Source organism: Polymorphobacter megasporae, from assembly GCF_018982885.2.
GTDB lineage: Bacteria > Pseudomonadota > Alphaproteobacteria > Sphingomonadales > Sphingomonadaceae > Polymorphobacter_B > Polymorphobacter_B megasporae.
The window spans coordinates 1,332,117-1,345,550 of record NZ_CP081848.1; the positions used below are offsets into that span (position 1 = coordinate 1,332,117).

Below are 13,434 nucleotides of genomic sequence, written 5' to 3' on the forward strand. Positions count from 1 at the left end.
ACCGTATGATCGATGGGGCGTGTTCGCGCTTGCGGACCTTTCAACCAGGCGATCTAAGGCGAGCATGGCTTCCTTAATTATCCGGTACGAACCCGATCCTGAAGACGAAGTCGGTAAGCTTTGGTTTAATTTCAGGGCAGACCGCTTCTCGGGTTCGGCATTTTTCTGGTCGAACTTGTTTGAGTTCGCGGAGATCATCAGCAAGCTGCAGTGTTATCCGCTAGGCGATCCAGTCAAATGGACTTGGGGCTACGAGGAATCCGAAGGAAGTAATCTCGTCTTGGGGTTGTCTGTTATGCAAGTCGATCACGCAGGAAAATTGAGAGCCACAATAGAGATAGCCGATCTCTATGACACATCACGCCGTCTCACGACTAAGTTCGAGACCGAATATAACGCGTTAGATATTCTTTGTGGCGGGTTGAAACTGATCGTGTCGCAACGAGCAGGAGAGGCATTGCTCTCTGGGCGTTGAGATATGCTTCGCCACCCTCACTTTCAGCTTCCAGATACAAAAGCCAAGCACTTTATTACTTTGGTCGCGCTCCTTTGCGGCGCAGCCTAGAAAGCGCGCACGGACTCGGCTACCAGCCCCCCCCATGCTCAACGACCGCTCCTCCCCCCTCGCCCTCCTCGCCACGCGGCGGTCGGGGAAGCCGCGGGATATGGTCGCGCCGGGGCCCGACGCGGGGCAGCTTGCCGAGATCCTGCGCATCGCCGCGCGCGTGCCCGACCACGGCAAGCTGGCCCCGTGGCGCTTCGTCACCGTCGCCGCCGATCGGCGCGCGGCGTTCGGCGAGATGCTCGTCGCGGCGTATCTGCTCGGCCGCCCAGAGGCGCGGCCCGCCGAGCTCGACGAAATTCGCGGCTTCGCGCAGCAGGCCCCGACACTCGTCGTCGTGCTGTCGCGGGTCGATACGTCGAGCAAAATTCCGGCGTGGGAGCAGGAGTTGTCGGCCGGGGCGGCGTGTGCGCTGCTCGAAGTCGCCGCGACCGCGATGGGATTCGTCTCGGGCTGGCTGACCGGCTGGGCGGCATATTCGGACGCGGTGATCGCAAGTGTCGGCGCGCCGGGCGACCGCATCGCCGGGTTCTTCTTCATCGGCTCGCCCGCGCGTGACCTCGACGAGCGGCCGCGTCCCGACATGGCCGATATCCTTCACGCGTGGTGAAGCACGCCCGGTAATCGACCGATAAGGTTGACGCCCGGGTGTTCTAGGACGATACCACAGTCATGTGGCAGGGCGACCGACCCATTTATCTCCAGATCCGCGATCTCATCATCGCCCGGATCATCGACAGCGAGACCGGCACGCAGGCACCGCTGCCGTCGGTGCGTGCGCTCGCGACCGAGCTCGACGTCAACCCGCTAACCGTCGCCAAGGCGTATCAGGAGCTCCGCTCGTCGGGCCTCGTCGCGGCGCGCAAGGGCGTTGGCCTGTATATCGAGCCGGGCGCGGCGGCGGCGCTGCTCGCGTCCGAGCGCGCGGCGTTCATGGCGACCGACTGGCCGCGCATCCGCCGCCGGATCGACCGGCTCGGCCTGTCGGCGGCCGACCTGTTCGCGACGCAGGATGCGTGAGGCGCAGCCTGTTTCGCGATGATGATCCGCCCCGACCTCATCGATGCCCTCGCCCCCGTCATGCGCGCCGCCGGCCGCCTGATCGAGGAGGTCCGCGAAGCGGGGTTCGAGACCCGCGGCAAGTCTGACGCGTCGCCGGTGACCGAGGCCGACGAGCGCGCCGAGCTGCTGATCACCGCAGCGCTCGCCGCCGCCGACCCCGATACCCCGATCGTCGGCGAGGAGGCGCACGCCGCCGGCCACCGTCCGCCGCCGTGCGGACGCTTCTGGCTGATTGATCCGCTCGACGGAACGCGCGATTTCATCGCCGGGCGCGCGGCGTATTCGGTCAACATCGGGCTGATCGAGCATGGCCGCCCGGTGCTCGGCCTCGTCCTCAGCCCGCGCGACGGCGTGCTGTGGGCGGGCGCGGAGGGGCATGGCGCGTTCCGGCAGGACCCCGGCGAGGACCGCGTGGCGATCGCGACGCGGCTGTGCGCCGTGCCGCCGGTCGTTGTCGTCAGCCACAGCCATCTCGACGACGAGACCCGCGATTACCTGTCGCGGCTCGGCATGGTCGCGCTCGAACCTGCCGGATCGAGCCTGAAGTTCTGCCGCCTGGCCGAGGGGAGCGCCGACGTCTATCCGCGCTACGGGCCGACGATGGAGTGGGACACCGCGGCGGGGCACGCAATCCTCCTCGCTGCGGGCGGAACGATGCACAGTCCGGGGGGGACCGACTTTGCTTATGGCAAGCCGGGGTATCTCAACAGCGGCTTCCTCGCGGTCGGCGATGCGGGAACATTCGACCGGCTGCCGCCGCTGTAATCCCGGTCGGGCGCGCTAAGCCGCGACCTGAAAACGCAACAGCTTCGCCTTTGTCGCGACGAGCGCCGACAGCGGCCCACCGATCGCGCGGGCAAACGCCGGGTCGGTGACGTCGAGCCCGCCGGTCAGCGCCCCATACGCCGGCAGCACGAGCTTGCTCGGCGTCATCGCAAAGCACCGCCGCACGATCCGCCGCCCGCGCAGCGTCAGCCGCAGCTTGGGATGGTAATGCCCTGAAATCTCGGGCGCGGGATCACGGGTCGCCTCGTGGCGCAGATTGATCCCGTCGACCGCCGCCTCGACCATCACGCGCCCGCCGAGCACGCCCGCGCTCGCGTCGTCGTGATTGCCGGCGATCCACACCCAGTCGAGGTCGCGCGTCAGCCGCCGCAGCGTGTCGCGCGCCGCGACCGGCAGACGCGCCGCCCCGCCGGTGTCGTGGAAACTGTCGCCGAGGCACCACAATTGCGTCGCCCCGGTCGCCTCGACCGCGTCGATCAGGCAGGCGAGGGTGTCGAAGCTGTCGTACGGCGGCAGGAACTGGCCGTGGACACCGTAAAAGCTCGCCTTTTCGAGGTGGAGATCGGCGACGAGCAATGCATTGCGCGCGGGCCAGTACAACGCTCCGCACGGCTGGGGCACGAACGTTGCGCCTGCGAACGAAAGGGAAACGGCGGGCATCGGCGCGGTATGCGTCAAGCGGGGGGCAGGGTGCAAGGGCGGTGTGCGCTGGCAGGCATCGGGCCCGGGCGCGCCTGCGATCGACCTAAGCCCGGATCAACCCAGTCATCGGTCGCGCGCTCGTCGCCTGCGCGAACAGTCCGCGCCCGACGCGCTCGGGATCGAGCGCGAGGCTCTCGGCAGCAGCCCCGGCGATCAGCGTATCGAGCGCGATCGTCGGGCGTAGGTCACGCGCCTGGTAAAGACTGCCGTTCGCAAGTCCCGGCCAGTCGGCGACGACCCGTCCGCCCTTGACCGCGCCGCCGACGAGCATCGCCACCGAGCCGGTTCCGTGGTCGGTGCCGCCGGTGCCGTTGACCGCCGCGGTGCGCCCGAATTCGGTCGCGACAAGCACCGTCGTCGTCGCCCACGCCGTTCCCATTCCGTCGCGCATCGCCGCGAGCATCGCGTCGAGATTCTTGAGCTGGTTGGCGAGGCGGCCCTTTTGCGCGCTGTGCGTATCCCAGCCGAGCGTCTCGAGCATGGCGATGCGCGGGCCGTTGGGCTTGGTCAGGAAGCTGGCGGTCAGGCGCCCCAGGCTGGCGGGGTCCTGCCCGGCGGCAGCATCGGCGGCGAGGCCCTTGGTCTCGAGCGCCGCCTGCCAGACAGGGTGGAGCTGCGGGTCGGCATCGTACAGCGCGGCGACGCGCGCCATCAGGTCGTCGGCGGCATGCGGCAACGCGGACGGCGCGAACGATGCGACCTGCACCGACCCGCGCAGCGCGGCAGGTACCGTCGGCGCGATCGCAATCGCCTCGTCGCTCGCGCGCGGCAGCATCGCCACAAGCCGATTGAGCCAGCCGTCGCGCACCGCATAGGGCTGGGTGCCGCCGGTCTCGAGGACGTTCTGCCCGTCGAAATGCGAGCGGTCGCGGTACGGCGAGGCGACGGCGTGGACGAACAGCGCCTGCCCCTGGCCGTACATCCGGCCGACCTCGACGAGCGACGGGTGGAGCGTGAACATGGCGTCGAGCTTCGTGCCCGCGGGATCGCCGATCAGCCCGCCGCGCAGGGCGGCAAACGCCGGGTCGCCGGTCGGGCGCAGGACGTCGAGCCCATCGGCCGCGCCGCGCTGGATAATGAAGACGAAGCGGCGCTCGGTCGGCACGGTGGCGAGCGCGAGGCTGGGACTGACGAACAATGCGCCAGCACCGAACGCGGCGGCGGATAGCAATTGGCGGCGAGCGATCATCGGATCATCTCCTCAGGAAATCAGGCGAGACCAGCATCAGCGCGATCGCGCCGGCCGGGCTTTCGGATCGCGCGATCTGGCTGGCGGTCGCGGCGCTGAGTGCGGGCATGATCTTCGGCGCGATCACCCGCGCATCGACCCTTTCGCCGAGCGGGGCGGCAAGCCGCTGCGCGATCTCCACCCGGCGCAACAGCGCGTCGGACCCGGCCCAGCTCGCCGCGACATCGTCCCAGCCTGCAGGCGCTCCCGGCTTCCACACCCGCTGGCCGAGCTGAGTCTGTAACGTCGCGATCTGGATGTCACCGATCGCGCGATGGCCGACGCCGCGGAGCGACGAGATCGTCCACTCCCACGGTGTCTTGAACTTGGCGGCAGTCGGCAGCCATGGCTCGGGCGAGGCGATCAGTGTGCGGTACACGTCCGGCAAATGCCCCTTGCTGCTCGTGAAGCTGTCGGCCAGCCGGGCGACCAGCGCCGGCGCCGGCTCGTCACCCGCGAAATGGCGGGCGAGCTTGGTCGCGACGTGAGTCGCGGTCGCCGGCGCGTGGGCGAAGTCGAGCAACGCCGCCCGCGCCTGTCCTTCGCCGTCCTGCGCATAACGCTTGCCGAGGATCGTGCGAACGCCCGGTTCGTGCTGCGCCGGGCGGAAGGCAAAACCATCGGGATCGCCCATCGCCGCCCGGCCGCCGCCGAGCCCGTCGACCGACCAGCCGGTCATCGCGCGGGCGAATTCGGTGACGTCGGCCTGCGTGTAGCCCGAGCGGACGCCCAGCGTGTGCAGCTCCATGATCTCCCGCGCGAGATTTTCGTTGAGCCCGCGCTTGCGGTCGGGATTGCGCGCGGCGGCAGGGCTGTCGGGGCCGATCGACTGGACCTGGTTGAGGTAGATCAGCATCGCGGGATGGTGCTCGACCGCCAGCATCATGTCGGTAAAACTGCCCAGTACATGCGGCCGGATCGCGTCGCGCTCGAACGCCGCGGCAAAGGCGGTGACGCGCGGATTGTCGGCCGAGATACAGAAATGGTTCGACCAGAAATGCACCATCCGCTCGACGAACGGCGCCTCGGTCGCGAGCGCGCTGTCGGCGCGAGCCTGAACGCCGGCGCGGTACAGCTCCTGCACGTCCTGGCGGAAATCCTTTCGCTCGGCCTTGAGCCCACTCTTGGCGTCCGCCGCGCCTTCGGGCGCGGGTGTCGCCTGCATCGCGAGACGGCGGTTCGCCTGCTGCGCCTCGCGATACTGCGCCACAGCCTTTCCAGCGTCTTCGAGAGCAGCAAACCCGGCGGGTCGGACATCGAAATGTGTGAACTGGTCGGTTAGCCAGCGCTGCGGATCGCTCGGCAGCGCTTCGTCAGGACGCGCGCCGAGCCCGAAGCGGTTCAGCGCGATGGCGGCAGGGGACGGGCCGGTTGGCTGGGACACTGGGAAGTACCTCGGCGTGATCTACTATCCATTGAACGCGGAACGGTGGCGTTTCCGTCGCGTCTTTATTCAGCGGCAGGCGGAGCCCGCTCGGCCCGCCGCGTCATCGCGGCGGCGAGCGTCGCCCGGTCGGCGAGCGGCAGCGTCGCGGCATAGGCAACCGCCCGCCGCTCGACTGCGGCGCGGACCGCGATGTCGGCGACACGTGCCCGATCGAGTGCGGCGTTGACCGCGGCCTGATCGACGTTTGGTTGCCGCAATAGCGCTGCTGCCTCGGCCTTCGCCGCCCGGCTGGCGACGATCGTCGGGCGCATCGATCGGCGGGCATCGCGCAACGCCATGCGGAACGGCCGCCGCTCGGCGCTGGGGAGCTCAGCCCCCGCGACGCGCAGCGACCCGGCGTTGATCATCGGCCCGCCGGTGCGGAGCGACACTAGCCCCGCGGCCAACGCGCCTGACAGAAACAGGTTGAGGACCACCGAGACAGCAAGCGCAATGCGGATTCTGCTCACGATCAGCTCTCCTGCCTACCGACGTCGCCGAACGACGTTGCGCCGCCCGACGCATCGATCGGCGGCATTATGGCGACGGCCGCGGTGCCTGCCGCCGCCCCGGCGAGCGCCGCAGCGATCCCGACGCCCGACCACCAGAGACGTGCCCGGCGGACCAAGTCGCGTGACGGCGCAGGGGCACTACCGAGCACGCGTTCGCGCAGCGCGGTGGAGGCGGCGGGGACCGTCCACGCGTCGAGCGCCTCGTCGAGCTCCAGCGCCGACGCGAGGATAACGCCCGCTTCAGGCTCGGCAGCGATCTGCATCGCCGCAGCACGTTCGGACTCGGGCCAGCGTGCAACGACGCCGCCATAAGCGTCGGCCAGCGCCGCGAAGCGCTCAAGCGTTATGGATACGGTCATGCCTCACCCTCCTGCAATCCGCCGAGCCTTGCACGCAAGGTGCGCCGCCCGCGGGCGAGCAGCGATTCGAGTGCCTCGACGCTGAGCTCGAGCGCCGCCGCCGCCTCGGCGCCCGACAAATCCTGATAATGAACGAGCAAGATCGCATCGCGCTGCCGCTCGGGCAAAGCGGCGATCGCGAGGGCAACGGCGCTGCCCCGCTCCGCCTCGATCAGCCCGGCTTCGGCATCGGGCGCCGGATCGGGGACGTCCGGCACGGCGTCGCCCGTCGTTACGCGCTTGCGGCGCAGCCGGTCGCGGCAGAGATTGAGGACGACGGTGTGGAGCCAGGTATCGAACCGTGCGCGGCCCGGCTGCCACGCTCCGGCGTTGCGCCAGACGCGAACGAAGGTTTCCTGCGCCACGTCCTCGGCTTCCGCGACGTCGCGGAGCATACGTGTGGCAAGGCTGAGGACACGCGGCAGCTTGGCCGCAACGAACGCGCGCGTCGCCGCCGGCTCGCCGCGACCGACGCGCTCGATCAGTTGCGTGTCGGGATCCCGATCGTCCAACTCCGCTCGATCCTACCATCGCCGCCGGCATGGCGTCATGACTCGGCGCCGTCACCGGCGACGCGCGATTTGTCATGCGCCGCCGCTCGTTCGGCTGGACTCAGGACGCCGTCGCCATTGCTGTCCAGCCGCGCGAAGCGCTTCGCCAGCATGGCATCGATCTCCGCCTTGTCGAGCATGCCGTCACCGTTCCGGTCGATCCGGGCAAACCGCTTCGCCGGGTCACCTTTGCCGGCCTTGGCGGCGGCGAGGAACTCGTCCCGGCTGACACGGCCGTCGCCGTCGGTATCGGCGGCCAGCAGCTTGCGTTCGTGCCGCTGAACATATTGCTGGAGCGTCACGCCGCCGGAAGCGGCACCTCCGGCGGGTGCCTGCCGGGCGGCAGGCTGGGCGCACGCCGCAATGGGAGTGAGCATCAGCGCAAAGGCCGCGCTGCGAAAAGATAGCACCTTGGTCATGGTCTGGACCTTCAACAGAGTATCACGCTCGACCGCGGACGGACCGCTCGATGAGCGGCCCGTCCGCGGGCAATCGGCCGTTAGCGGTAGCGCCAACCGCCACGCCACGAATAGCGATGGCCCCAGTAGCGATGCCCGTCCCAATAACCGCGGCCGGGATAGAACACGCCGACCCGAACGCCCGGCGCGACAAAGCCGGGGCCGTAATTCGGGCGGCAATAGCCACCGGGGCCGCGGTGCCCGCCCGGGCCGCAGCCTTGCGCCGCTTGCGCCGGTGCCACCGCCACCAACGCCGCTCCAGCCGCGATCGCGGCAAGCAGGATAGTCTTCATGATCGTCTCCTCGCATTCATGCCGGCGACCTCTCTGACCGCCGAACACCCTGTTGAACGTAAGCCCGCGTCGCTTCCGTCGCTCGGCGGGCCCGGCCGTCAAAATAGACCTTTGACTCCCGGTCTGGCGGACGCGTTGAGCGTGCCGGTCAGAGGTGTAGAGACCGGCGCATGATCCTTGACACGCTCGGCTGCCGCATCTGCATCATGGGGCCGTCGGGCAGCGGGAAGTCCACCCTGGCAACGGCCATCGGGCGATCGCGCGGACTGCCGCCGGTTTACCTCGATCAGCTTTACCATCGCCCTGATACCAACTGGCAGCCGCGCCCTGCCGAAGAATTTACCGCATTGCATGACGAAGCGCTCCTCGGCGCGCGCTGGGTCATGGACGGTAATTATTCGCGATTGTTGCCGCAGCGATTGGCGCGCGCGACGGGCGTCATCCTCCTCGACGTGCCGGTGATGACCAGCCTCCTGCGGTATCTGCGCAGGGCGTGGTTCGAACGCGACCGGCACGGCGGGCTGGAAGGTGGCCGGGACGGCGCGAGATGGGCAATGATCCATCACATCGCCGTCGTCGCGCCGCACAGCCGCCGACGCTATGCCGAGATGTTCGGCGGAATCGGCTTGCCGAAGGTCAGTTTGGTAACGTCACAGGAGCTGGCCCGCTTCTATCGGCTGGAGGGGCTCGACCGGTGAGGTCGCGCGCATTATTGCGCCAAATCGCACGTTGGATCGTTTTACAGCCACAACGGTTGTCATCGTTACGGCTGACGGTGTTTTCCAACCGCGCCGGCGGGCAAATGGGCAAGGGAGCGATCGATGGTAAGGAAAATGGGCAGCCGAACTGCGGTCCTGGCATTCGTGGCGGCAATCGGCATCGCGGGCTGTCAGAGCAAATCTCCGCCACCAGCGGTCGCTCCCGCGCCGCCGCCGGCCCCGGCGCCCGTGGCGGCGCCCCCGGCACCCGCGCCGATATCGCTGACCCGCAAACAGCGAATCGCCAATGCGCTGATCGCGCTTAACAACGGGCAGGTCGCTGCGGCTCGCGTCGGGATCGTCGATATGTTGGCGCAAACCCCGGGTGATCCGGTCGCGAGCGATCTGCTGCGCCAGATCGACACCGATCCCAAGGTGCTGTTGGGCGAGCGAAGCTTCGCCTACGAAATTCATCGGCACGAGACTTTGTCGATGATCGCCCACCGGTTTCTGGGCAATTCCAACCGCTTCTGGGCACTCGCCCGTTACAATAATATCGCCGTGCCATCGAGCGCCGGGGCGGGACAGGTCATCCAGGTTCCTGGAACTGCTCCGGTCAGGGCAGCGCCGCGCGTCGTCAAGCCAGCGCCGTCCGACTCGGCGTCGGCACCCGCGATAGCGACTCCTGAGCGTGGACCTGGCGGGTCGCCGACGGCCGCCGATATCGCATCGGCAAACCGTCTGCGCGGCGCGGGTCTCGACGAGATGGCACGGGGGTCGATCGACAAGGCGGTCGGCCTGCTCGAACGCGCGTCAGCCCTTAATCCGCAGGATGGCGCTATTCAGGGTGACCTCGCCCGAGCGCGGAAGATCCAGGCGACCCTGCGTCACTGATCGGCACCTAGCGCCGCGCAGGACCGATCAACGTGTCCTGATTGTCATCGTCATCGTCGTCGAAGTCCGGCGATGACGGTGGCTCAGGTGCTTTGACCACCGTCGTCGTCGGCTTGGCGTTCGGGGCCAGACCGATTTGCGTCCGGTCCGCAGCCTCATCCCACAAAGACGCGTCGTCGGCCGTGGATTCAGGCTGTGGCTCGGGCTCAGGTTCTGGAGCCGGCGGAGGAGCGGGCTCGGCAATCGGGGCAGACTCCGGCAGCGGAGGCACGATCTCCTCCACCAGCGCCTCGGGAGCGGCGTGCGGCTCGGCCGGCTCGGGAGAAATGGCCTCGACTGGCGTAACTGCCGGCTCGATCGGCAGTTCTTCGGGCTCGGGTGAAGTCGGTGCCACCGCTGCGACCGCGACGGCAGGTGCGATTGCGGCTGGCGGACTGACCGTGGCCGCCGGTGCGCTGACCGGCGTGTCGAGCGCGAGATGCTCGACCGATTCGATCCGTTCCTGCAGCGCGTTGGCAGCGAGGTTGAAGCTGTCGAACAATTCGCCGAATTCGTCGCGCCGTGTGTGCGAAATGCGGAAGTCGAGATTGCCGCCCGCGACCTCGAGCAGCGCCGCTTTTGTCCGGCGGAGTGGGACGGCCAGCGCGCGCGCGCCGAAATAGCTGGTCAGCGCCACGCCCCCGACGGTGGTCAGCCCGAGAAAGGCGAGGAGGACCTGCGCCAGCCGGGCGGCAGCTTCGAGACTGGCCTTGCTGACCTCGACGTCGACTTGCCCGAAGCTGCGTCCGGCATACGTGATCGGGCGAACAAAGCGGAACACGCCGGGGCCGCCTGCGACATCCTGCGACAGGACCGTCAGTCCCTCCCGTCGCGAAATGACCTCGCCGGAGTGCGGCGCGGAATACGGCTTGCCCGCCATCGCTGCGTCGCTCGACGCGTGGACGATGCCATCGGCGCCGACGACGACGATGCGCCGGATCGTCGGGTCGTCGCTGGCGCTGCGGACGAAGGCCTCGACCGCGAGCCAGTCCTGCTGCGCCCCCGGCAGCGTCGCATTCTCGACCGCCCGGAGAGCGGCATTGCTCGCGACAAACGACGAAATCGCGTCGCCCGACGCCAGTGCGACATTCTCCATCGCGGCATATTGGCGCGTCAGCACAGTCCAGATCGCGGCGCCAAGCAGCAGCGCGGTGATGACCGCAAGCATCACCGGCAGGCGGACCTGAATCGGCAGATAGGCGTGCCGCGCCCCGGCCTCGGCCCCAACTGCGGTCAGCGCGGCGAGTTCCTTGCGCATCGCCTCGGCAAGCTGCCGCCCATCGGCAAAGCGCATTCCGGGCTGCTTCGACAACAGCTTGGAGACGATGAACTGGAGCCCGCCGGGGGTCGACGGTGCGATCGTCGCCAGCGCATCGGGGTCGCCCTGGACGATCTGGATCGCCAGCGTTGCCGAGCTGCCGCCCTGGAAGGCGCGCCGTCCGGACAGCATTTCGTACAGCACCGTGCCGACCGAAAACAGGTCGCTGCGGCCGTCGATCGCGCCGCCGAGCGCCTGTTCGGGGCTCATGTACCGGGGGGTGCCGAGCACCTGACCCGCCTGCGTTCGGACGCTTTCGGCTTCGAACAGCATATCGCCGACGCGGGCGATGCCGAAATCGAGCAGTTTGACCGAGTGGCCGTCGGGCGCGACGATGATGTTCGACGGCTTGATGTCGCGGTGGACGACGCGCTGCGAGTGGGCGAAGGCGAGGGCGTCGGCGAGCTGGATGCCAATACGCAGCGTCGTGATCGGGTCGAGTGCGCCGTCTTGCAGAACCTGGTCGAGCGGGCGGCCCTCAAGCAGTTCCATCACGATGTACGGCGTGCCATCGGCTTCGCCGACGTCGTAGATCGTGACAATATTGGGGTGGCTCAGCGCGCCGGCGGCCTTCGCCTCGCGCAGGAAGCGGTCGGCATATTGCCGGTCGCGCAGGAATTCCGCCTTGAGCAGCTTGACCGCAAGCGGCCGTGCGATTTGGGGATCGAACGCGCGATAGACGTCGGCCATCGCGCCTTCGCCGATCCGACCTTCGATTCGGTAGCGACCAACGATTTCAAGCACGATGAACGCCCCTGTCAGACGTGCTGTTGCGCGCCTTGCACGGGCTTTTAGGACAGAATAGTAAGGCATCGCAATGGTGTCGGGGAAACATTGGTGATCGACCGGATCGAGACCGACACGCTGCTCGTACCATTCGCCGTCTCGCCCGCCGGCGACAGCGTGCGTGAGGGCGGACCCGGATCCGACCTTTATCTTCGCATTAAGGATGAGCGCGCTACGGCTCGAATCGCCGAGCGCGAGGCGAGCAACGCCGAAAGCGACAGCGATCCGCTCCGTGCCGGGCTGATTCACTGGTCGAACCTCGCCGACGGCGCGACGACCCTGCTCACCGAACATACCAAGGACCTCGAAGTCGCGGCGTGGCTGACCGAGGCGTTGCTGCGCACCGGCGGCGTCGCGGGTCTCGGCGACGGCTTCGTTCTCCTTGACGGTTTGATCACGGCGTTCTGGGACGACGGCCTGTGGCCGGCGGCCGATGAAGACGGTGACGAAACCCGGCTTGGCGCACTGTTCGGGCTGTTCGGCCGCGGCGGCACGGGCACGTTGCTCCAGCCGCTCAAACTTGTCCCGCTATCGGATCGCGGCGGTGTCGCGGTGACCTTGTGGTCGGCGGAAGTCGCGTTCGCCCCGCCGACGTCGCGCAGCCCTGACGAGGACGTGCAGGCGCTCGCCGATAAGCGGCGGACCGAATTGCTCGATGCGGTGACGAACGGAATTGCGCGGTCGCCGCGGCCGTTCCTGCTCGCGCTGCGCCACGATCTCGATCGCGCGGCGACCGCGCTCGAGCAGTTGATGCAGACCATCGACCGGGTGAGCACTGTCGGCCGCTTCGGCTCACAGATCGGCGAGCCGCTCGCGACGGCGATCAAGCTGCTCGACGATAATGCCGGGAATGTCTTCGCCACAACGTCGATCGAGACGGCGGCCGCGTCGCCGGTCGGCGAACCCGCTGCCGCAGGCACGACCGCGCCGCCCAGCAGCAATTCGCCGCTGTCGCGCGACGGTGCGCTCAACCAGATCCTAACGCTGGCGGATCACTTCGAACGCAGCGAACCGCAGTCGCCGATCGGGCTGTCGCTGCGTGAAGTTGTCCGTCGCGCACGCATGCCGCTGGAAGATCTGCTTTCGGAATTGCTTCCTGATCCGGGCATGCGCACACTTTTTTTGCAACGGGCAGGTATTCGATCGGCAACTTCAGACGTTGAGCAGATGGAATGATTTTCGGAGGGCACCATGGATAGCGTTCACGACAAGCTGAAGAAGGTTCGCAAGCCGCGCGTTCACATCACGTATGACGTCGAGACCGAGGGCGCGGTCGAGGTCAAGGAACTGCCGTTCGTCGTCGGCGTGATGGGCGATTTCTCGGGCGATCCGACCGAGCCGCTGGCTCCGTTGAAGGATCGCAAGTTCATCCAGATCGACCGCGACAATTTTGATCAGGTGCTCCGCCGGATGGCGCCGGGCCTCCAGTACCGGGTTGAAAACACCCTCGCTGCCGACGGGTCGGAGATGGTGGTCAATCTGAAGTTCGAGTCGATCGAAGACTTCGAGCCGGGCCGGGTCATCGAGCAGGTCAAGCCGCTCAAGCATCTGCTCGAGACGCGCAACAAGTTGCGTGACCTGATGACCAAGGCGGATGGTTCGGAACAACTGGAAAATCTGCTCGAATCGATCCTCAAGGACCAGTCGAACCTTGACCGATTGAAGCGTGAGCTTGATCCTTCTGCCGAGACGCCGACCACCCCAAGCAAGGAGGCTTGAGC

At 67.7% G+C, this 13,434-nt stretch carries 17 protein-coding genes; 8 read left to right on the plus strand and 9 right to left on the minus strand.

Annotated features, from left to right (window positions below):
- Positions 1 to 19: 19 nt before the first annotated feature.
- The 4 genes from KTC28_RS06225 to cysQ all read left to right on the plus strand — a co-directional run bounded on the left by KTC28_RS06225 (position 20) and on the right by cysQ (position 2,389).
- The gene (locus tag KTC28_RS06225; protein WP_216709441.1) at positions 20 to 475 is read left to right on the plus strand and encodes a hypothetical protein; all 456 of its coding nucleotides are present in this window, start codon (positions 20 to 22) and stop codon (positions 473 to 475) included.
- A 124-nt stretch (positions 476 to 599) separates the two neighbouring features.
- The gene (locus KTC28_RS06230) at positions 600 to 1,172 is read left to right on the plus strand and encodes a nitroreductase family protein (RefSeq protein ID WP_216709440.1); all 573 of its coding nucleotides are present in this window, start codon (positions 600 to 602) and stop codon (positions 1,170 to 1,172) included.
- A 62-nt stretch (positions 1,173 to 1,234) separates the two neighbouring features.
- Complete coding sequence (locus KTC28_RS06235) at positions 1,235 to 1,582, plus strand: GntR family transcriptional regulator (protein WP_216709439.1); 348 nt, start codon at positions 1,235 to 1,237, stop codon at positions 1,580 to 1,582.
- An 18-nt stretch (positions 1,583 to 1,600) separates the two neighbouring features.
- Complete coding sequence (gene cysQ / locus KTC28_RS06240; protein ID WP_216709438.1) at positions 1,601 to 2,389, plus strand: 3'(2'),5'-bisphosphate nucleotidase CysQ; 789 nt, start codon at positions 1,601 to 1,603, stop codon at positions 2,387 to 2,389.
- Positions 2,390 to 2,404: 15 nt separating this feature from the next.
- On the opposite strand, the gene pdeM is transcribed toward cysQ, so the two are convergent.
- The 8 genes from pdeM to KTC28_RS06280 all read right to left on the minus strand — a co-directional run bounded on the left by pdeM (position 2,405) and on the right by KTC28_RS06280 (position 7,978).
- Complete coding sequence (pdeM, locus tag KTC28_RS06245; RefSeq protein ID WP_216709437.1) at positions 2,405 to 3,070, minus strand: ligase-associated DNA damage response endonuclease PdeM; 666 nt, start codon at positions 3,068 to 3,070, stop codon at positions 2,405 to 2,407.
- Positions 3,071 to 3,155: 85 nt separating this feature from the next.
- The gene (locus tag KTC28_RS06250) at positions 3,156 to 4,301 is read right to left on the minus strand and encodes a DUF1501 domain-containing protein (RefSeq protein ID WP_216709436.1); all 1,146 of its coding nucleotides are present in this window, start codon (positions 4,299 to 4,301) and stop codon (positions 3,156 to 3,158) included.
- Between the two features lie 4 nt (positions 4,302 to 4,305).
- Complete coding sequence (locus KTC28_RS06255; protein ID WP_255602325.1) at positions 4,306 to 5,724, minus strand: DUF1800 domain-containing protein; 1,419 nt, start codon at positions 5,722 to 5,724, stop codon at positions 4,306 to 4,308.
- A gap of 65 nt (positions 5,725 to 5,789) precedes the next feature.
- Positions 5,790 to 6,236 (minus strand): periplasmic heavy metal sensor, encoded by a 447-nt coding sequence (locus tag KTC28_RS06260; RefSeq protein ID WP_216709435.1) that lies wholly within the window; start codon positions 6,234 to 6,236, stop codon positions 5,790 to 5,792.
- Between the two features lie 2 nt (positions 6,237 to 6,238).
- On the minus strand, positions 6,239 to 6,637 hold the full coding sequence (locus KTC28_RS06265; protein ID WP_216709434.1) for a hypothetical protein: 399 nt from the start codon (positions 6,635 to 6,637) through the stop codon (positions 6,239 to 6,241).
- On the minus strand, positions 6,634 to 7,188 hold the full coding sequence (locus KTC28_RS06270; RefSeq protein ID WP_216709433.1) for an RNA polymerase sigma factor: 555 nt from the start codon (positions 7,186 to 7,188) through the stop codon (positions 6,634 to 6,636). Before KTC28_RS06270 ends, KTC28_RS06265 begins: the two co-directional genes overlap by 4 nt.
- A gap of 35 nt (positions 7,189 to 7,223) precedes the next feature.
- Positions 7,224 to 7,646: an EF-hand domain-containing protein gene (locus tag KTC28_RS06275; RefSeq protein WP_216709597.1), complete on the minus strand. Its 423-nt coding sequence runs from the start codon at positions 7,644 to 7,646 to the stop codon at positions 7,224 to 7,226.
- Between the two features lie 80 nt (positions 7,647 to 7,726).
- Positions 7,727 to 7,978, minus strand: a complete 252-nt coding sequence (locus tag KTC28_RS06280) for a GCG_CRPN prefix-to-repeats domain-containing protein (protein WP_216709432.1) — start codon at positions 7,976 to 7,978, stop codon at positions 7,727 to 7,729.
- Positions 7,979 to 8,148: 170 nt separating this feature from the next.
- Here KTC28_RS06280 and KTC28_RS06285 point away from each other — a divergent pair, with 170 nt between their 5' ends.
- Complete coding sequence (locus tag KTC28_RS06285) at positions 8,149 to 8,676, plus strand: P-loop NTPase family protein (RefSeq protein WP_216709431.1); 528 nt, start codon at positions 8,149 to 8,151, stop codon at positions 8,674 to 8,676.
- Between the two features lie 123 nt (positions 8,677 to 8,799).
- On the plus strand, positions 8,800 to 9,570 hold the full coding sequence (locus KTC28_RS06290) for a LysM peptidoglycan-binding domain-containing protein (protein WP_216709430.1): 771 nt from the start codon (positions 8,800 to 8,802) through the stop codon (positions 9,568 to 9,570).
- Between the two features lie 7 nt (positions 9,571 to 9,577).
- Here KTC28_RS06290 and KTC28_RS06295 read toward each other — a convergent pair whose 3' ends face one another.
- On the minus strand, positions 9,578 to 11,671 hold the full coding sequence (locus KTC28_RS06295) for a protein kinase domain-containing protein (RefSeq protein ID WP_216709429.1): 2,094 nt from the start codon (positions 11,669 to 11,671) through the stop codon (positions 9,578 to 9,580).
- A 93-nt stretch (positions 11,672 to 11,764) separates the two neighbouring features.
- Between KTC28_RS06295 and KTC28_RS06300 the strand changes: the two genes are divergently transcribed.
- A complete protein-coding gene (locus KTC28_RS06300; protein ID WP_216709428.1) occupies positions 11,765 to 12,889 on the plus strand; it encodes a type VI secretion system protein TssA in 1,125 nt (374 codons plus the stop codon).
- 15 nt (positions 12,890 to 12,904) lie between these two features.
- A complete protein-coding gene (gene tssB / locus KTC28_RS06305; RefSeq protein ID WP_216709427.1) occupies positions 12,905 to 13,432 on the plus strand; it encodes a type VI secretion system contractile sheath small subunit in 528 nt (175 codons plus the stop codon).
- The last annotated feature ends 2 nt before the right edge of the window (positions 13,433 to 13,434 follow it).

Bases quoted from the DNA above. Each gene is read 5' to 3' on its own strand.
- KTC28_RS06230 (WP_216709440.1), top strand. From the start codon at position 600: ATGCTCAACGACCGCTCCTCCCCCCTCGCCCTCCTCGCCACGCGGCGG.
- KTC28_RS06235 (WP_216709439.1), top strand. From the start codon at position 1,235: ATGTGGCAGGGCGACCGACCCATTTATCTCCAGATCCGCGATCTCATC.
- cysQ (WP_216709438.1), top strand. From the start codon at position 1,601: ATGATGATCCGCCCCGACCTCATCGATGCCCTCGCCCCCGTCATGCGC.
- pdeM (WP_216709437.1), bottom strand. From the start codon at position 3,070: ATGCCCGCCGTTTCCCTTTCGTTCGCAGGCGCAACGTTCGTGCCCCAG.
- KTC28_RS06250 (WP_216709436.1), bottom strand. From the start codon at position 4,301: ATGATCGCTCGCCGCCAATTGCTATCCGCCGCCGCGTTCGGTGCTGGC.
- KTC28_RS06265 (WP_216709434.1), bottom strand. From the start codon at position 6,637: ATGACCGTATCCATAACGCTTGAGCGCTTCGCGGCGCTGGCCGACGCT.
- KTC28_RS06275 (WP_216709597.1), bottom strand. From the start codon at position 7,646: ATGACCAAGGTGCTATCTTTTCGCAGCGCGGCCTTTGCGCTGATGCTC.
- KTC28_RS06280 (WP_216709432.1), bottom strand. From the start codon at position 7,978: ATGAAGACTATCCTGCTTGCCGCGATCGCGGCTGGAGCGGCGTTGGTG.
- KTC28_RS06285 (WP_216709431.1), top strand. From the start codon at position 8,149: ATGATCCTTGACACGCTCGGCTGCCGCATCTGCATCATGGGGCCGTCG.
- KTC28_RS06290 (WP_216709430.1), top strand. From the start codon at position 8,800: ATGGTAAGGAAAATGGGCAGCCGAACTGCGGTCCTGGCATTCGTGGCG.
- tssB (WP_216709427.1), top strand. From the start codon at position 12,905: ATGGATAGCGTTCACGACAAGCTGAAGAAGGTTCGCAAGCCGCGCGTT.